Raw genomic sequence first — 19,102 nt, 5'->3', positions numbered from 1 at the left:
CCCTCGACTTTGCCGTGGCTGCTTCTTGCCTCAAACACACCATCTATGGCGACTACAACATGGTGACTGTCGAAGAGGTCGAGAAACTCATGAGCGGTGACGCCTCCGGCCGCGTGTCGAGATAATTATCGGGACACCGACTCATGAAGGAAACACATATTCAAGAAATAATTCTTATCTTATAAAAGAAACGATTATGGCAAAATTTTCAAAAACAGAGGTACTGCAAAAGATGGCCTCGACCGGTATGGTACCGGTATTCTACCACAAAGATGTCGAAGTTGCCAAACAAGTAGTAAAAGCCTGCTACGAAGGTGGTGTTCGCGCATTTGAGTTTACCAACCGCGGAGACTTCGCTCACGAAGTATTTGCCGAAGTGGTAAAATTCGCCGCCAAAGAGTGCCCCGAAATGGCCATGGGTGTAGGTTCGGTCGTAGACCCCGCAACCGCCGCCCTGTATATCCAACTGGGTGCCAATTTCGTTGTAGGCCCGTTGTTCAACCCCGAAATCTCGAAAGTATGTAACCGTCGTCTCGTGCCCTATACCCCGGGTTGCGGTTCGGTATCGGAAATCGGATTTGCCCAGGAAACCGGTTGCGACCTCTGCAAGGTATTCCCCGGTGACGTTCTTGGCCCGTCGTTCGTAAAAGGATTGAAAGCCCCGATGCCTTGGAGCAACATCATGGTGACCGGTGGCGTGAAACCCACCCGCGAAAACCTCGAAGGTTGGTTCAAAGCCGGCGTTACCTGCGTAGGCATGGGTAGCAACCTCTTCCCCAAAGAAGTCATCGCCGCCAAAGAGTGGAGCAAAATCACCGAGCTCTGCAAAGGCGCCCTCGACATCATCAAAGAAATCCGCTAACAAACCAAGTAAAGAAGACAGGTTTTCAAGACCTGCCTTCTTTACTTTTTCTCTGTAACTTATTCATTTATCATAAAAAACACGTTTATGACTCAAACATCAACAACTACAAAACTGGCAACAAACTGGCGATGGTGGATGTGTGTCTTGCTGTTCGTGGCAACTACCGTCAACTATATGGACCGCCAAGTGTTGTCGCTCACATGGAAAGACTTTATCGCGCCCGAATTCCACTGGACCGATAACGATTACGGAACGATTACCGCAACCTTCTCTATCATCTATGCCATCTGCATGCTCTTCGCCGGCAAATTCGTAGACTGGATGGGAACCAAAAGAGGTTACCTCTGGGCCATCGGCGTATGGAGCTTCGGTGCATGTGCCCACGCCCTCTGCGGCTGGCTGACCATGCATATCCAAGGTTATGAAAGCGTAAAAGTCATGACCGCCGTACAATCAGGTACCACAGCCGCCCTTGCCATTGCAACGACCAGCGTATGGCTCTTCATTGCCGCCCGCTGTATCCTCGCCCTCGGTGAAGCCGGCAACTTCCCTGCCGCCATCAAGGTAACGGCCGAATACTTCCCCAAGAAAGACCGTGCATTTGCCACCTCGATATTCAACTCGGGAGCATCGGTAGGTGCTCTTGTCGCCCCCGCTACCATTCCTCTGTTGGCACAATATTTCAAAGACCACGGCGTAGGCGGTGGCTGGGAAATGGCATTCGTCATCATCGGTGCGCTGGGCTTCCTGTGGATGGGATTCTGGGTGTTCATGTATGACAAACCCGAGAAATCGAAACATGTGAACCAAGCCGAGCTCGACTATATCCTCCAAGACGACAAGGAAGAAGCCAAAGCTGTCGTAGAAGAAAAGAAAGAAGCAGAGAAAACCATTCCTTTCTGGAAATGTTTCTGCTACCGTCAGACCTGGTCGTTCATCGTCGGCAAATTCTTCACCGATGGTGTATGGTGGTTCTACCTCTTCTGGGCACCCGCCTATTTCTCCGACCAATATGGTTATGAATCGAGTTCAGGAATGGGTATCGCCCTCATCATCACACTGTATGCCATCGTTACGGTGCTCTCCATCTTCGGCGGCTACCTGCCTCGTCTTTTTGTCGAGAAAAAAGGCATGAACCCCTATGCCGGACGTATGTTGGCCATGCTCATCTTTGCCTTCCTGCCCCTGCCGGCACTTCTCGCACAAGGAGCCGGCGCCATCTCGGTATGGTGGCCTGCCATCATCATCGGTCTTGCCGGAGCCGGACACCAGGCTTGGAGCGCCAACCTCTTCTCGACCATCGGTGACATGTTCCCCAAAGGAGCCATTGCCACCATCACCGGTATCGGCGGTATGGCCGGCGGTGTAGGTTCGTTCCTCATCAACAAAGGTGCCGGTGCCCTGTTCACCCACTCCGAGAACATGGGCGCAGCATTCCGCTTCATGGGATTCGAAGGCAAGGAAGCCGGATACATGATTATCTTCTGCATCTGCGCCGTAGCTTACCTCATCGCATGGTTCATCATGAAAGCCCTTGTGCCCAAATACAAACCCATCGTTGTGGAATAATCATCACTCTTTTCTCCATAATCAAAGCCGCGACCCTCACGAAGAGTCGCGGTTTTTTTTGCAGCGGACTATCAAAAAGTTTGGAAAAAACTCAAAAATAATCTTTCAAAATATGTTATTTGTATTTATCTTTGCCATACATAATCTTATCATAGAAAATTTATTAACAGGAGAAGAAAACTCGACTTTATTCAAAAATTTATCACATGAAAAAAAACGTACTGTATCTACTCACCTGCTGCCTGATATTCATCTGCGCTTGTAAACCGATACAAACGGTTGTTTACGGAACAATCTCTGTCCCTGAAGAAGGAGGAATCAAATTTGAAAAGATTACCGAAGAAAATGATGAAGTTGTCACGCCAAACGTCAGAAAAACGACTATAAACGGCATTACCACCGTCGAATGGTGGGTTAATCCTTTTATCGACGTATCTCCCGACGGAGAACGCATAGCCTACATCTGCTACAAAAACAACTTGCAAAACATCATGGTAAAAAACACGACTTCTGGGGGAATATCAACTCAACGAACCTTCCGGAACTTGGTACAGGATCTCTCTTGGTCACCCGACGGAACAACAATATGCTTCTCAGAATATAGTAACGGACGCAACAGTATCTATCTGATAAATGCCAACCAAGGTTCAGTTGTCCGCCAAATAACCGCCATCGGTAGCGCCAACGATTATTGCGGGACTTTGTCGGCCGACGGTAACATATTGTTTTTCCACCGCATGGAAGGCAACAACAATTACAGCATATGGGGATATGACCGGGCAAACAATCTCCTATCGAACTATTCCCGTGGCATGACTCCTTGCCCTATTCCCAATGAACCTGGATCTTACTATTGCACCCGATACAACAACCGCGGGCTGTGCGAAATATGGAAAATCAATCCCGAAAAAGGAATCGAAGAGGTTGTGCTCTCACGCCCCGACCAAAGTTTCTCAACCCCACAACTCTCCCCCGACGGCAAATGGATAGTTTGTACCGGCAGCAGCCGAGGGAACACCGACGTTTATGTCGTAGGCACAGATGGAAACAACCTCACCCAACTCACCTATCACCCTGGGAATGACCTTTCGGCCGTGTGGGCGCCCGACGGAAAAAGTATCTATTTCCTCTCGCAGCGAGGCAATCCACAAGGACGATACAATATCTGGAAAATGAATTTTGATGGGCACAATTCCGTACTATACCGCTAACCTCAAAAAAACAAGAACTATGGAAAAAAGATTTATGTGGGCGATATTCGCCCTATTGTTCAGCGGTCAGATTTGCAACGCTCAATTCGCAGGGGGGAGTAGCATTTTACAAACGCCCAAATATACACAAAGAACCACGCAAGGGAATTACATCAGCGGCTACAAAGGTTTCGGAGAAATTGGTTGCGCCATAGGTTCAAACGATTATGCTGGATTCATGGCATCGGCATCTTTCTATACTTCACACGGATACCAGTTTGCACCTTATGTATTTGTGGGCGGAGGTATAGGCTTTGAAGCTGGCACATACTTATATTTGCCCATCTTCGCCGAATGCCGGGTAAACCTTCTCAACCCCAACACCCGCAAAATAGCACCTTATATGGGTACACGCGTGGGTTATGCCGCATTGGAAGATGCAGGAAGTGCCTATTTCAATTTCTTCGTTGGTATCAGAATACCCTTGCGTAAAAACGCTCTGCACATAAGCACAGGATACCAACTAACAGGCATAGATGTTTATTATTATTATAATTATTATTACGGGGGGTGGTATAGTAGTGGTTATTTTGAATCAACAAACGGACACTCGCTTTCTCTGCGTTTAGGTTACGAATTTTAATACAAAACATATTTAATGAAAACGCCGAAAGAATTAATCTTTCGGCGTTTTCATTTAGCACAGGAAAAGAATTCTTTCCCTGAGATGGTACTTTGCAAAGTTTGTTGTATTTTTGCGAAGAAGAGAATATATTTTTCACGGAATCGCATTTAAACTTTTAACACACAAACCGATATGAAGAGATTTCTGTTTACCTTGGCCTTGGCCGGCGTTGTTTTCTCGGCCGCAGCCCAAGAGCCCGAAAAGAAAGAGGAGAAAAAAGAGGAAGGCTATGTATTCACCGATGTCAAAGTGCTTCCCACCAATGCCATCAAGAACCAATACCGCAGCGGGACGTGCTGGTGCTTCTCGACCCTGTCGTTCCTCGAAGATGAGATACGCCGTGCCGGGGGAGGAGAAATAGACCTCTCGGAAATGTGGATCGTGCGTAACATCTACTTCGAGAAAGCGGTGAAATATGTACGTCTGCACGGCAGCCTCAACTTTGCCGTCGGCGGTGCCGCACACGATGTCACCAACGGCATTCGCGACTACGGCATCGTACCCGAAGAGGTGTATCCCGGGCTCAACTACGGAACGGAGTTGCCCGAATTTAACGAAATAGACGCCGTGCTGAAAGCCTATGTCGACGCCGTAATCAAAACCGCCGATGCGACCGGCGGAAAACTCACGACCGCCTGGCAAGAGGGTTTGAACGGCATTCTCGATGCCTACTTCGGCAAAATGCCCGAGACATTCACCTACAACGGAAAGGAATATACGCCTCAATCGTTTGCCGCATCGCTCCCCATCAAGATGGAAGACTATGTCGACATCACCTCCTATACGCACCACCCCTTCTACTCGACTTTCGTGCTCGAAGTTCCCGACAACTGGTCGTGGGGATATAGCTACAACGTGCCGCTCGACGACATGATGCGCATCATCGACAACGCCCTCGAAAACGGATACACCATCGCCTGGGGCAGTGACGTGAGCGAGAGAGGGTTCAGCCGCACCAAAGCCATTGCCATCGTTCCCGAAGTCGACCTCGAAAGCATGGAGGGCACCGAGGCTTCACGCTGGGGGGACCTTTCGCCGAGAGAACGCGAGAACATGCTCTACAAGTTTGACAAGCCCGGCAAAGAAAAAGTCATCACCCAGGAAATGCGCCAAACGGCATTTGACAACTACGAGACGACCGACGACCACGGCATGGTCATCATCGGAACAGCCGTAGACCAAAACGGCAACCCCTACTACAAGGTGAAAAACTCATGGGGTGTAACGGCATCGCCCTACGACGGCTACTACTACTTCTCGCGCCCGTTCGTCGCCTACAAGACCATGTCTTATATGGTAAACAAGAACGCCATACCCAAGGACATTCGCAAAGCGCTTAAAATGAAATAAAAACACATTTCCCTCTTCGGGAAGAAGCACAGGCGAGATTCGTCAGGAATCTCGCCTGTGTTTTTATATCACGAGAAAATGCCGACATCAAGGAGACAGACTCGCAAAGCACACCGCTTCATGCCCGAAACGGCCATATTATGGGAGAAGGTAAAAACAAAAACCCCTCGAACCTTATCGGTCGAGGGGTTTTGCGTTCGAAAGAAAATATTATTTGATGATATCGAGCTTCTTGAAGCATTTCTCTATCTTCTCCAAGGCGTAATCGACTTGTTTGAAGGTATGGGTTGCCATCAGGGAGAAGCGAATGAGCGTATCCTCCGAAGGCACGGCCGGCGATACAACCGGGTTGACAAAGATTCCCTCTTCGAAGAGGTCGCGGGTTACCCTGAATGTCTTGTTGTTGTCCCGGATAAAGAGCGGAATGATAGGTGTCGTCGTGTTGCCGATTTCACAACCGATGCGACGGAATCCGTCGAGGGCATAATGGGTAATGTCCCACAGGTGCTGAATGCGTTCGGGTTCGCTCTCGATGATGTCAAGAGCCGCCGAAACGGCAGCCGTCGAAGCGGGCGTGATGCTGGCACTGAATATGTAGGAACGGGAATTGTGGCGCAAATAGTTGGCCGTAACAGAGTCGGTGGCGACAAAACCGCCCAACGAAGCAAACGACTTGCTGAATGTGCCCATGATGCAATCGACATCGTCGGTCACCCCGAAATGGTCGCACACGCCACGGCCTTGACGCCCGAACACTCCGATTCCGTGGGCCTCGTCGACATAGATAGACGCGTTGTATTGCTTGGCAAGCGCCACGATTTCGGGGAGATTGGCTACGTCGCCTTCCATGCTGAACACTCCATCGACAACGATGAGTTTTATGGCATCTTCTTTGCACGATTTGAGGACCTTTTCGAGCGATGCCATATCGTTATGTTTGAACTTCAACGAGTTGGAAAAACTGAGTCGACGACCCTCAATAATCGAGGCATGGTCGAGCTCGTCCCAAATGATATAATCCTCGCGACCTGTGAGGCAGGAAATCACGCCCATGTTCACCTGAAAACCGGTAGAATAGATAATCGCCTCTTCCTTGCCCACAAAACGGGCCAAACGGTTTTCGAGCTCCACATGTATGTCGAGAGTACCGTTGAGGAAGCGCGACCCGGCACAACCCGTGCCATACTTCTTGATGGCAGCAATGGCCGCTTCTTTTATTTTCGGGTGGTTGGTGAGTCCCAAATAGCTGTTCGAGCCAAACATGAGGACTTTCTTCCCATTGATTATCACTTCGGTATCCTGTTCACTTTCTATTTTCCGAAAGTAGGGATACACGCCCAAAGCTTTGGCTTTTTGGGGAGCATCGTACTTAGCCAGTTTTTCCTGCAAAGGCTTCATCATATCATACAGAGTTTTTGTATTTTCGACATATAAACAAATTTGCAACCGCAAAATCCGCTTTTTGAAAAGAAAATTTTAAAGCTACAAATTCGGACAAAAGTAACCATTTTATTTGAAAAATCGTCACACATATACACTTTTATTTATATAAAAAGACAAATCGATATTTTTTCGGAGGAAGCGAAATGACCGCATGAAAATATGGTGTGGGATTTATTTTCTAATTTCAAAAAAAAATGCGTACTTTGTCGTTTTAAGAAAAAGACCGAACAATAAAAAAGAATCATTTATGGAATTTTCGGCAAAAGAAATCGCCCAGTTCCTGGGTGGAAAAGTCATCGGCGACGAAAACGTCAAAGTTAGCAATCTGTCCAAAATCGAAGAAGGGAAAGCCGGGACTCTGACTTTTCTTGCCAATCCGAAATATACGCCCCACATATACACGACCCAAGCCAGCATCGTATTGGTAAACAAAGGGTTCACTCCCGAAGGCGAAATAAAGGCCACGCTCATCGAGGTCGAAGATGCCTATGCCTGCCTCGCCATGCTGCTAAACATGGTAAATGCCGCCCGCCCCGAGAAAAAAGGCATCGAAGAGGGTTCCCATGTTGCAGCGTCGGCCACACTTTCCGACTCTATCTACATAGGAGCCTTTGCCTACATCGGCGAACATGCCGTTTTGGGAGAAGGGTGCAAAATCTATCCCCAAGCCTATATCGGCGACAACGTGAAGATTGGCAACAACACCACCATCTATCCCGGCGTGAAGATTTACCACGACTGCGTCATCGGCAACAACTGCATCATACACGCGGGTGCGGTCATCGGAGCCGACGGTTTCGGGTTTGCCCCGCATGACGGGAAATATGTAAAAATCGCCCAAATCGGCAACGTGGTCATCGAAGACAACGTAGAGATAGGCGCCAATACGACCATCGACCGTGCCACCATGGGCTCGACTGTCATACATGAAGGGGTGAAACTCGACAACCTCATACAGGTGGCACACAACGTGGAGATAGGCGAAAGCACCGTCATGGCCGCACAGTGCGGCATCGCCGGCTCGACCAAGATAGGCAGCCACTGCATGATGGGCGGACAAGTAGGCGTAGCCGGTCACATCACCGTGGGCGACCATGTGAATGTGGGAGCCCAGACGGGCATTCCCAACCACATCGACCCGAACAACACCCTGCTGGGGACACCGGCCATGCCGGCTCGCGAATTTGCCCGGGTTTCGGTACTCATGCGCAAATTGCCCGAGTTGAGCCAAACCATCAGAGAACTACAAAAAGAGATAAAATCATTAAAACAACAACGGGGCGAATAAACCTCCAACCGGCCCCAAACGATAAGGAGATATGGAGATGAAACAACAAACACTGAAAAGCAGCTTTACCCTGCGGGGGAAAGGCTTGCATACCGGGCTCGACATCGAAATCACGTTCTTGCCGGCTCCCGAAAACCACGGATATAAAATACAACGCATCGACCTCGAAGGACAACCCATCATCGACGCCGTTGCCGAAAACGTTGCCAATACCCAACGCGGCACGGTACTGAGCAAAAGCAACATCACGGTAAGCACCATCGAGCATGCCATGGCAGCGCTCTACGCCTCGGAAATCGACAACTGCCTGATACAGGTCAATGCCCCCGAATTTCCCATACTCGACGGCAGCTCGCAAATCTATATCGAAAACATCGCGCGTGTCGGCATCGAAGAGCAAGAAGCCGAGAAAGACTATTACATCATTCGCAACAAAATCGAAATCACCGACGAAGAGAGCGGCTCGTCGATTATCGCCTTGCCCGACGACCATTTCAGCGTAAGCACCATGGTACTCTTCAACTCTCCGATACTCAACTACCAGTATGCTTGCCTCGAAGACATGAAAAACTTTGCCGAGGAGATTGCCGGTGCACGCACATTCGTCTTCGTGAGAGAGATAGAGCCGTTGCTGAAAAACAACCTCATCAAAGGTGGCGACCTCGACAATGCCATCGTCATCTATGACCAAAAGATAGAACAATCGGAATTTGACCGCATAGCCGACCTCGTGGGAGCGCCGCACAAGAATGCCAACGAACTGGGATTCATCAATAATCGCCCGCTCGCCTTCAACAACGAGCCGGCCCGCCACAAACTCCTCGACATTCTCGGTGACATCGCCCTCATAGGCAAGCCCATCAAGGGGCGCATCATCGCCACACGTCCGGGGCACAAAATCAACAACCTGTTTGCCCGTGCCATACGCAAAGAGGTGAAACGGCAAGAGATACAAGCCCCGTTCTATGACCCGAACAAAGAACCGGTCATGGACGTCAACCGCATCAAAGAGTTGCTGCCGCACCGTTACCCGATGCTGCTGGTCGACAAAATCATCGAAATCGGCAAGAACCACATTGTCGGCATCAAGAACTTCACCAGCAACGAACCTTTCTTCCAGGGACACTTCCCCCAGGAACCGGTCGTTCCCGGCGTGTTGCTCATCGAAGCCATGGCTCAGACCGGCGGTCTGCTCACGCTCAACAGCGTCGACGACCCCACCAGCTACTCGACCTACTTCATGAAAATCGACAACGTAAAATTCCGCCAAAAAGTGGTACCCGGCGACACGGCCATCTTCCATGTGTCGTTCATGACCGAGATGCGCCGCGGTTGCGCTTACATGAAAGGTTACGTATTTGTCGGCGACAAAATCACGACCGAAGCCGAATTCATGGCACAAATTTCCAAAAACAAATAAAAGTCCTAACCCTCATATCTCATGCAGCACCCATTATCATTTGTTCACCCCGAAGCCCAAATCGGTAACAATGTCGAAATAGGCCCGTTTGTCACCATCGACAAGAATGTCGTCATCGGCGACGGGACCCGCATCATGTCCAACGCAACCATTCTCGAAGGCGCCCGCATCGGCAAGAACTGTACCATATTCCCGGGAGCCGTCGTATCGGCCATTCCCCAAGACCTCAAATTCAGAGGCGAAGAGACCACGGCCGAAATCGGCGACAACACCACCCTGCGCGAATATGTCACCGTAAACAGGGGCACCGCCTCAAAAGGCAAAACCATCGTCGGCAACAACTGCCTGCTCATGGCCTATGTGCACATTGCCCATGACTGCAAACTCGGAAACAACATCATCATCTCCAACTCCTCTCAGATTGCCGGAGAAGTCGTTATCGACGACTACGCCATTCTCAGCGGCGGCGTACTGTGCCACCAGTTTACCCACATCGGCAGCCATGTCATGATACAGGGAGGCTCGCAGGTCAACAAAGACATTCCGCCCTACGCCAAGATAGGCCACACCCCCATCGCCTTTGCCGGCATCAATACCGTAGGGTTGCGTCGGCGCGGATTCAGCGACGAGGCCATCGCCGTGATACAAGAAGTGTACCGTTGCATCTACATGTCAGGCATGAACACCAGCGACGCGCTCAAATACATCGAAGAAAACGTCGCTGCCACTCCCGAGCGCGACGAAATCCTACAATTCGTACACTCCTCCGAACGCGGCATCGTGCGCGGACTTAAATAACAAACGCTTAAAACTAAGAGGTTCTACTAATATTATGGTTTATAAATTTTTGATTCTCTCCGACGAAGTCGACCACTTCGCCCGTGAAATAGAAATCGATTCCGAAGCGACGTTTCTCGAATTGAACGACGCCATACTCGACTCGGTGGGCTTTGCCAAAGACCAACTGACCTCATTCTTCATCTGCGAGGACAACTGGGAAAAGAAAACCGAGGTTACGCTGATGGACATGGAAACCGGCTATGACGAAGACTCGTGGGTCATGGGTGAAACCCGACTGAGCGAACTGCTTGAAGAGGAGAAACAACGCATGCTCTTCGTCTTCGACAACATGACCGAACGCGCATTCTTCATGGAACTGCGCGAAATCATCACCGGCAAAAACCTGAAAAAGGCCGTCTGCACCAAATCCATGGGCAACCCTCCCGCCCAGTCCGTAGACTTCGAAGAGATGGAAAAGAACATCAAGAACAACGACCTCGGTATCGACGAAGAGTTTTACGGCAACGACGACTACGACCCCTCGGAACTCGACACCGAAGGATTTGACGACCTCGACATGAGCGAAGAGGACCTCAGATACTAAAAACCCAACGTCATACTCTAACTGCAAAAAAGAGGAAACCCGGCAAGGCTTCCTCTTTTTTTGTATCTCCGCGAAACAGTTATTTCCCGGCTTTGAGAGCTTCCATGATGAGGGCTTCGAGCTCGTCGGCCAACTCGGGGTTGTCTTGTATGCACTTCTTGGCGGCATCGCGGCCTTGCCCCAACTTCGTGTCGTTGTAGCTGAACCAGGAACCGCTTTTCTTGATGATGCCCTTGTCGACACCCAGGTCGATGATTTCGCCCGAACGGGAAATACCCTCGCCAAACATGATGTCGAACTCGGCTTTGCGGAAAGGAGGCGCCACTTTGTTTTTGACCACCTTCACGCGGGTCTGGTTACCGATGACCTCTTCGCCGTCCTTGATTTGACTGATGCGGCGAATGTCGAGGCGCACCGAGGCGTAAAACTTCAAGGCATTACCACCGGTAGTGGTCTCGGGGTTGCCAAACATCACACCGAGCTTGTCGCGCAACTGGTTGATGAAGATGCAGGTGGTATTGGTCTTGCTGATGGTAGCGGTGAGTTTGCGCAGAGCCTGCGACATGAGACGAGCCTGCAAGCCCATCTTCGAATCGCCCATGTCACCTTCGAGTTCGGCTTTGGGGGTAAGGGCCGCCACGGAGTCGATGACCACGATGTCGACGGCCGACGAGCGGATAAGCTGCTCGGCAATTTCGAGCGCCTGCTCGCCGCTATCGGGTTGTGAAATCCAAAGGTTTTCGACATCGACGCCCAACTTCTCGGCATAGAAGCGGTCGAAAGCGTGCTCGGCATCGATGATGGCAGCGATGCCGCCGGCTTTTTGAGCCTCGGCTATGGCATGTATGGCCAAGGTCGTTTTTCCCGACGACTCGGGACCGTATATCTCGATGACACGCCCACGGGGATAACCACCCACTCCGAGCGCGGCATTGAGGGAAATAGAGCCCGAGGGTATGACGGCAATCTCCTCGACCTGGTCATCGCCCAGTTTCATAATGGCGCCTTTGCCGTAGTTTTTCTCGATTTTGTCCATCGCGGCACGGAGCGCATTGAGCTTCTCGGCAGGAACCGGAATTTTGGCCGGTTCTTTTTTTACTTCTTCTTCCATATTATCTATTTTATTTATTGTTCAGTATTTGGTCGGCATGGTTTTTGGTATCGACCTTGTCGATGATACGTTCCACCACACCGTTTTCGTCGATGATAAAGGTCGTGCGGGCCGTACCCATATAGGCCCGGCCGTAGAGTTTTTTCTCGGTCCACACGCCGAATGACTGATTGAGCGAGGTATCGGTGTCGGCAATGAGGTCAAAGGGCAACGACTGTTTCTCGATAAACTTGCGGTGCGACGCTTCACTGTCCTTGCTCACGCCCACCACCTCGTAGCCGGCAGCCCGCAAGGCTTCGTAGCCGTCGCGCAGATTGCAAGCCTCGGCCGTGCAACCCGAAGTATTGTCTTTGGGATAGAAATAAAGGGCGACTTTGCGACCTTGATAGTCGCTGCGACGTATCTCTTTTCCGTTCTGATTCACGCCCCACACGTCGGGGGCAAGGTCTCCTACTTTCATATCTGTTTGGGATTTATGACAGGGTTTTGTCCCGTGAAAAACCGCACAGGGACAACACGCTACCTTGGACAAAGATAAGCATAAAATACCCAGTTTTCCAAATGGTGAATGACATTTATCTTTTATAAAAATCTTCTCTTGCGGATACGGGACACACTGACAAAAAAGGCATCGAATACTCGATGCCTTTTTATATAATGATAAGGATTGGACATTACAGTTCGAGGTCGCCGCCGAAAATCTCGTGCCAAGGCAACCCCTGCTTGTTGAGCTGCTCCATGAAGGGGTCGGGATCGAACTCCTCGACATTGTATACACCCGGCTTTTTCCAGATGCCTTTGAGGAACATCATGGCACCTATCATGGCCGGTACACCGGTGGTGTAGCTTACGCCCTGCATGCCAGTCTCTTCATAAGCGGCTCGGTGCGAACAGTTGTTGTAGACATAATAGGTGAGCTCCTTGCCGTCTTTGACACCTCGTATGCGGCAACCTATCGAGGTCTCGCCCTCGTAGTTCTCGCCGAGGTCTTGCGGATTGGGCAGCACGGCTTTGAGGAATTGCAACGGGACGATTTCCATGCCGTTGTAATTGATGGGCTTGATGCTGGCCATACCGATGTTTTGTATCACGCGCAGGTGGGTGAGATACTCCTGCCCGAAGGTCATCCAGAAACGAGCCCGCTTAATGGTAGGATAGTTCTTGACCAGGCTCTCCAACTCTTCGTGATGGAGCAGGTAGCTCTCGCGGGGGCCGATGTTGGGATAGGTAAGCGGACGGTGTATTTCGAGGGGTTCGGTTTCAATCCACTTGCCGTCTTCCCAATAGAGACCCTTCTGGGTAATTTCGCGAATGTTGATTTCGGGATTGAAGTTGGTGGCAAATGCCTTGTGGTGGTCGCCGGCATTGCAATCGACGATGTCGAGATAATGAATCTCATCGAAATAGTGCTTGGCGGCATAGGCGGTGTAAACGCTGGTCACCCCCGGGTCGAAGCCGCAACCGAGAATGGCGGTGAGGCCGGCTTTCTCGAAACGGTCTTTGTAGGCCCACTGCCAGCTGTACTCGAAATGGGCTTCGTCTTTGGGCTCGTAATTGGCCGTGTCGAGGTAATTGACACCGGTGCGCAGGCAAGCCTCCATGATGGTGAGGTCTTGGTAGGGCAAGGCAAGGTTCATCACGATGTCGGGACGGAAACTCTCAAAGAGGGCGACCAGCTGTTCCACGTCGTCGGCATCGACCTGGGCGGTCTTGATAGCCTTGTTCCCTATCGCTTCGACAATGGCGTCGCACTTCGACTGGGTGCGACTGGCAATCATGATTTCAGTAAAAACATCGGCGTTCTGCGCCACTTTGTGCGCGGCCACGGTAGCTACGCCGCCGGCACCGATAATGAGGACTTTTCCCATTTTGCGTTGTTGTTTTTTTGTGTTGTCGGTTTATACCGCTACAAAGATAACCTTTTCTATTGAATTCCGGGCAAGAGCACCGCCACAATTTACGCCCGGCCGGGACTTCTCCATGCAAAAGCAGCGGGCTGCCCGGGGAAACGCGCAGTCCGCTGCTTTCACAGATTGATTGGTGTTACTGGTGTTGCTCGCGCAGGAGGTCGTTGACCGTCTTCACGGGATTGAACGTGGAGATGGGCACCTCGACAAAGAGGGTGTTCCAGTCGGACATGGCTCCGTTCCACAGTCCAGGCAATTCGAGGGCTTTCAACTCTTTGCCGTTTTTCGACTTGTAAGAGATAAAACCGGTTTTCTTGTCGACATACTGCGGCAAGTCATATTTCTCGCCTTTTCCGTTTTTGACGGCACATACCAAATCGACGGGGTTGAAGTGGGTCGACTTGTCGAACATGGCTTTGGAGTCGGGATTCTTCAAGTCGATTTGCGAACTTTCGAGAATTTGCGGTGAGAAGGAGCCGTCTTCGTTATAGACGAGGAACGGGCCTCCGCCGGGTTCTCCCACGTTCTTCACCATACCGCACACGCGCAGGGGGCGGCGCAGTTTTTTGAGCAGATAGACGACCAACTCGGCATCTTCCATCTTCTTGATGTCGGGGTGACGGGTGAAGAGCTGCTGTTGCAGGAAGAGTATCACCTCACGCACGTCGTCCATCGTGTATTTGCCGCTTTCGAGCATGGCCACATAGGTGTCGATTTGTTTTTTGAGCGAGACGAGCACTCCGCCGATGATTTTCTTGAAGCGCACGGTCTCGGGTTTGATGCGGTCGGGCACTACGTTGTCGATGTTCTTGATGAATATCACATCGGCATCGATGTCATTGAGGTTCTCGATGAGGGCTCCGTGTCCGCCGGGGCGGAAGAGCAATTTGCCTTTGTCGCGGAAAGGTTTGTTTTCCATGTCGGCGGCAATGGTATCGGTCGACGGTTTCTGCTCGGAGAAACTGATGTGGTACTTCACGTCATACTCCTTTTCATAGGCGGCCTGCTTGTCGGCGACCACTTGCTTGAAGTAGGGCAAATGCTCGTGCGACACCGTAAAATGCACGTTCACGTCGCCGGCTTCATTGCGGGCATACATGGCCCCTTCGGCGAGATGTTCTTCCATGGCGGTGCGATCGGTCTCGGGATAGTGGTGGAACTTCAACATGCCTTTGGGAAGGGCTCCGTAATTGAGACCTTTTTCCAAAAGGAGATTTTCGACCACCGCTTTGTAACAGCCGGCAGCCATCAGGGCATCGATGTCCCGGCCTTCGTTTTTGAGGCAAGCGGCATTGAGGTCGGCAAAGAAGGCAAAATTGTGTATGTGTCCGAAAAATTTCTTCTCGAAATCGGTCGTCGGCTCGGTGTAATCGGCATCGACAAATTCAAAAAGATTCTTGAACATGCGGCTGGCAGCGCCCGACGCGGGGACAAACTTCACAATGGCGGGATTGGTCGTCAAATATTCTTCCCACACTTCGAGGTAATGGTCTACGGCCGTGTCGTCGAGCGAAAGGATACCGTTTCCCAGCCCGGCCGGGGCTTCGAGTTTGAGGTAGGGGAAACCGGTTTCGAAACAATGCAACTGTTCTTCGATTTGTTGTGCAGAGATTCCCTTCTGCTTCAATAGGTCTAAATCTTCGGGTGTAAACATAGTATTTGTTTTAGGATTGTCAGAAATCGAAAACTTCTCAAATTTAAAAAAAATCATCGGTAAAAACAATTATTATCGAGCAAAAAAAACTTATATTTGAATCGGTTTTCAATACTTGTCGGTTTTATGAATGAGAAACAATACTTTACCGCCGCCGAGCGCAAAGAGTTCCTTTGTGCCTACCGTGCGTTGTTTGCAACGGCACGTCCTCTCATCGGGGAAAAAGAATTTCTCTTTTTACGCAAACATATTTCCGAAGCCGTGCTGTCGGGCAGCTATTTGCGCGACGCCAACGGGTTGAACCGGCTGCTCCGCGACATCGAAACAGCTCTGATACTCTCACAAGAGGTGGGTCTCGACCGCAGCACGTTGGCGGCCGTACTGACTTGCAACCTCGTCGTCGAGGAACGCATCGCCTTCGACCGGGTCGAAGACCTCTTCGGCGCCGACTGCGTAAAAATCATTCGCGGCCTCATCAAGGCCAGCAGCCTCTATGCCAAGCAAGAGACCGTACAAAGCGACAACTTCCGCAACCTGTTGCTCACTTTTGCCGAGGACGTGCGCGTGATTATCATCATGATTGCCGACCGATTGTGCCTCATGCGCATGATCAACCACCACCCCAACACCAAGTTCCGCGAAAACGTCGCCTATGAAGCCTCCTACCTCTATGCGCCGCTCGCCCACCGGTTGGGTCTCTACCGCATAAAAACCGAGCTCGAAGACCTCGCCCTGAAATATACCCAGCGCGACGAATACGACCGCATCGCCCACAAACTAAGCGAGACCAAGGAGTCGCGCGACAAATATATCCGCGAATTTATCGCCCCCATCAAACAGAAGTTACTCGACGCCGGCCTGAAATTCGAGATAAAAGGGCGCACCAAGTCCATATCCTCCATTCTGAACAAAATAAGAAAACAAAACGTCGACATCGAAGGCATCTACGACCTATTCGCCATACGCGTGGTACTCGACAGCCCGATAGAAAAGGAGTCGGCCGACTGTTGGCACGTCTATTCCATCATCACCGACATGTACCGGCCCAACCCCAAACGGCTGAAAGACTGGCTCTCGGTGCCCAAAAGCAACGGTTACGAGTCGCTACACATCACCGTATGGGGACCCGGAGACCGCTGGGTCGAGGTGCAAATACGCACCAAACGCATGGACGAAATCGCCGAACGGGGGCTCGCCGCCCACTGGAAATACAAGGGGCTGAAAAGCGAGAAAGGTCTCGACGACTGGCTCAACAACGTGCGCGACATACTCGAATCGGGCGACGGAGGCCCCATGGAGTTGATGAAAGAATTCCGCATGGACCTCTACGACAAAGAGGTCTTTGTCTTCACCCCCAAAGGCGACCTCTACAAACTGGCCAAAGGCGCCACGCTGCTCGACTTCGCCTTCCTCATACACAGCCAGTTGGGCTGTCGCTGCACAGGCGGCAAGGTCAACGGCAAGAACCAGACCATCAGGTATAAGCTGAAAAGCGGAGACACCATCGAAATACTCACCTCGCCCACCCAAAAACCCAAACAGGAGTGGCTCAACATCGCCTGCACCTCCAAAGCCCGGGTAAAAATAAAACAAGCCCTCAACGAAATCCAGCACAAGGAGGCCGAGATGGGCAAAGAGATGCTGAGCCGGCGATTCAAAAACCGCAAAATCGACGTCAACGACGCCATACTCATGAAGCTCATTCGCAAGACCGGCTACAAGACCGTAACCGATTTCTATTGCGCACTGGCCCAGGAGCGGCTCGACGTCAACCACATACTCGACCTCTATCACGAGATAGAACACAAGGAAAACAACGAAGAGTCGACCGAAAACCGCACGGCCGAGAACTTTATCGCCACCCAGTCGGGCGACAGCCTCGGCGAAGACGAACTGGTCATCGACCAAAACATCAAAGGGCTCGACTACAAACTGTCGAAATGCTGCAACCCCATTTTCGGAGACAAGATATTCGGGTTCGTCTCCTCCCAGGGAAGCATCAAAATACACCGCGAGGACTGCCCCAATGCCGAAAATCTGCGCACCCAATTCGGATACCGCATCGTAAAAGCCCGCTGGTCGGGCAAACAAGGGTCGCAATACGCCATCGTGCTGCGAGTCATCGGCAACGACGACATCGGCATCGTAACCAACATCACGTCGGTCATTTCCAAAGAAAAACGCGTCTCGATGCGCAGCATCGCCATCGACTCCAACGACGGCCTGTTCCAAGGGCACATCACCGTCCTTGTCGACGACACGACAGCCCTCAACGCCTTGATAAAGAAAATCAAAACCATAAAAGGGGTAAAAAGCGTCGCCCGCGAAACACCCCTCTACACCCCGAGAGAGTCATGAAACGACACATCACCCATCTCCTGGGAACCGGCATTGCCATACTCGCATTGTCACTGACGGCCTGTGACCGGCACCCACAAGCCAAAGCCTTCTACCTCAAAGCCGAAGAAGCCTTTGTCGCCGGCGAATACCAAGCGGCACAACGCCTCATCGACTCCATACCCGAAAGCGACTCCCTGGCCTTCGACTGGATACGCAAAGGAATCACCCTCAACCAACGCATCACACTGGAACAAAACCGACGCAACCTGCACTTCATCGACAGCCTCCTCCCCCTTTTGCGAGAGAGCCGTGAAGAGATGATGCCCCAATTCCGATTCATAAAAAATGGCAATGACCCCGACAAGGGACGTTACGTTTACCTGCACGACCACCATGCCGGGAGTGCCCGCACCACCTGCCTGCGCATACAACTCACCCCTTCGTTCGAAGCCGAAATCATAAGCGTTTACTGCGGGAAAGCCCCCCTCCACCATGTAGCGGCCAAAATAGAGCTTCCCGACGGCACCTACGCCCTCACCCCGACAACGCCCTATGACGGAGCCTTGAACTACCGTTTCACCTACCAGAACGGGACCCATTGCGAACTGGTGTGCTACCGGGGGCATGAGCTCCGTCCCGTCATCGAGACCATCATATCGGCCAAAGAGAAACCGATAAAAGTATCTTACGAAGGCGAATTCCCCTACTCTTACACGCTAAGCGAAAACGACCGCAAAGCCTTCGAGCAATGCTTCCGCCTCTCTTCATTGGAAAGACGCATCGTCAATCTCGAACGGGAGAAAAAGATTGCCCGGAAAACCATCGACCTCCTCTCCCGCCAACTCGCGGCAACGGAAGGGCGATAAAAAAGTTCCGAAAAATAGAGATAAAGTGTT

17 protein-coding genes are annotated in these 19,102 nt (G+C 51.2%); 12 read left to right on the top strand and 5 right to left on the bottom strand.

The annotated features are described in order from the left end of the window. The 6 genes from IAD09_04405 to IAD09_04380 all read left to right on the top strand — a co-directional run. On the top strand, nucleotides 1-125 hold a 125-nt coding region (locus IAD09_04405), incomplete at its 5' end, for a sugar kinase (GenBank protein ID HIT81466.1). A gap of 71 nt (nucleotides 126-196) precedes the next feature. Further along, on the top strand, nucleotides 197-862 hold the full coding sequence (locus tag IAD09_04400) for a bifunctional 4-hydroxy-2-oxoglutarate aldolase/2-dehydro-3-deoxy-phosphogluconate aldolase (protein HIT81465.1): 666 nt from the start codon (nucleotides 197-199) through the stop codon (nucleotides 860-862). Nucleotides 863-949: 87 nt separating this feature from the next. Beyond that, entirely contained in the window at nucleotides 950-2,434 is a 1,485-nt protein-coding gene (locus IAD09_04395; GenBank protein ID HIT81464.1) for an MFS transporter, read from the top strand. 206 nt (nucleotides 2,435-2,640) lie between these two features. Continuing rightward, nucleotides 2,641-3,645: a PD40 domain-containing protein gene (locus IAD09_04390; protein ID HIT81463.1), complete on the top strand. Its 1,005-nt coding sequence runs from the start codon at nucleotides 2,641-2,643 to the stop codon at nucleotides 3,643-3,645. Between the two features lie 19 nt (nucleotides 3,646-3,664). Continuing rightward, nucleotides 3,665-4,267, top strand: coding sequence for a hypothetical protein (locus tag IAD09_04385; protein ID HIT81462.1), 603 nt, complete (start codon nucleotides 3,665-3,667; stop codon nucleotides 4,265-4,267). 174 nt (nucleotides 4,268-4,441) lie between these two features. Next, a complete protein-coding gene (locus IAD09_04380) occupies nucleotides 4,442-5,659 on the top strand; it encodes an aminopeptidase (protein ID HIT81461.1) in 1,218 nt (405 codons plus the stop codon). Nucleotides 5,660-5,869: 210 nt separating this feature from the next. On the opposite strand, the gene IAD09_04375 is transcribed toward IAD09_04380, so the two are convergent. After that, nucleotides 5,870-7,057, bottom strand: a complete 1,188-nt coding sequence (locus IAD09_04375; protein HIT81460.1) for a pyridoxal phosphate-dependent aminotransferase family protein — start codon at nucleotides 7,055-7,057, stop codon at nucleotides 5,870-5,872. A 292-nt stretch (nucleotides 7,058-7,349) separates the two neighbouring features. Between IAD09_04375 and lpxD the strand changes: the two genes are divergently transcribed. The 4 genes from lpxD to IAD09_04355 are packed head-to-tail and all read left to right on the top strand — an operon-like array spanning nucleotide 7,350 to nucleotide 11,194. Then, nucleotides 7,350-8,390 carry a UDP-3-O-(3-hydroxymyristoyl)glucosamine N-acyltransferase gene (gene lpxD / locus IAD09_04370; GenBank protein HIT81459.1) on the top strand — a complete coding sequence of 347 codons (1,041 nt, stop codon included), beginning with the start codon at nucleotides 7,350-7,352 and terminating at the stop codon, nucleotides 8,388-8,390. Nucleotides 8,391-8,427: 37 nt separating this feature from the next. Next, nucleotides 8,428-9,810: a bifunctional UDP-3-O-[3-hydroxymyristoyl] N-acetylglucosamine deacetylase/3-hydroxyacyl-ACP dehydratase gene (locus IAD09_04365; GenBank protein HIT81458.1), complete on the top strand. Its 1,383-nt coding sequence runs from the start codon at nucleotides 8,428-8,430 to the stop codon at nucleotides 9,808-9,810. A gap of 21 nt (nucleotides 9,811-9,831) precedes the next feature. Continuing rightward, nucleotides 9,832-10,608 carry an acyl-ACP--UDP-N-acetylglucosamine O-acyltransferase gene (gene lpxA, locus IAD09_04360; GenBank protein HIT81457.1) on the top strand — a complete coding sequence of 259 codons (777 nt, stop codon included), beginning with the start codon at nucleotides 9,832-9,834 and terminating at the stop codon, nucleotides 10,606-10,608. Between the two features lie 34 nt (nucleotides 10,609-10,642). Next, nucleotides 10,643-11,194, top strand: a complete 552-nt coding sequence (locus IAD09_04355; GenBank protein HIT81456.1) for a hypothetical protein — start codon at nucleotides 10,643-10,645, stop codon at nucleotides 11,192-11,194. A 79-nt stretch (nucleotides 11,195-11,273) separates the two neighbouring features. Here IAD09_04355 and recA read toward each other — a convergent pair whose 3' ends face one another. From recA to IAD09_04335, 4 genes are all read right to left on the bottom strand, one after another. Continuing rightward, nucleotides 11,274-12,305, bottom strand: coding sequence for a recombinase RecA (gene recA, locus IAD09_04350; protein ID HIT81455.1), 1,032 nt, complete (start codon nucleotides 12,303-12,305; stop codon nucleotides 11,274-11,276). Nucleotides 12,306-12,315: 10 nt separating this feature from the next. After that, nucleotides 12,316-12,765: a thioredoxin-dependent thiol peroxidase gene (gene bcp / locus IAD09_04345; GenBank protein HIT81454.1), complete on the bottom strand. Its 450-nt coding sequence runs from the start codon at nucleotides 12,763-12,765 to the stop codon at nucleotides 12,316-12,318. A 214-nt stretch (nucleotides 12,766-12,979) separates the two neighbouring features. Beyond that, nucleotides 12,980-14,173 carry a saccharopine dehydrogenase family protein gene (locus IAD09_04340; GenBank protein ID HIT81453.1) on the bottom strand — a complete coding sequence of 398 codons (1,194 nt, stop codon included), beginning with the start codon at nucleotides 14,171-14,173 and terminating at the stop codon, nucleotides 12,980-12,982. Between the two features lie 175 nt (nucleotides 14,174-14,348). After that, nucleotides 14,349-15,866, bottom strand: coding sequence for a DUF4301 family protein (locus IAD09_04335; protein HIT81452.1), 1,518 nt, complete (start codon nucleotides 15,864-15,866; stop codon nucleotides 14,349-14,351). A gap of 126 nt (nucleotides 15,867-15,992) precedes the next feature. On the opposite strand from IAD09_04335, the gene IAD09_04330 reads away from it, so the two are divergent. Together IAD09_04330 and IAD09_04325 are read left to right on the top strand one after the other, a co-directional pair. Continuing rightward, nucleotides 15,993-18,224, top strand: a complete 2,232-nt coding sequence (locus tag IAD09_04330; protein HIT81451.1) for a bifunctional (p)ppGpp synthetase/guanosine-3',5'-bis(diphosphate) 3'-pyrophosphohydrolase — start codon at nucleotides 15,993-15,995, stop codon at nucleotides 18,222-18,224. After that, nucleotides 18,221-19,072 (top strand): hypothetical protein, encoded by an 852-nt coding sequence (locus IAD09_04325; protein ID HIT81450.1) that lies wholly within the window; start codon nucleotides 18,221-18,223, stop codon nucleotides 19,070-19,072. The genes IAD09_04330 and IAD09_04325 overlap by 4 nt, the downstream gene beginning before the upstream one ends. Nucleotides 19,073-19,102 lie beyond the last annotated feature (30 nt).

Source organism: Candidatus Caccoplasma merdavium (genome assembly GCA_018715595.1).
In the GTDB taxonomy this organism is placed as follows: domain Bacteria; phylum Bacteroidota; class Bacteroidia; order Bacteroidales; family UBA11471; genus Caccoplasma; species Caccoplasma merdavium.
This window is presented reverse-complemented; position numbering and strand designations above follow the sequence as displayed.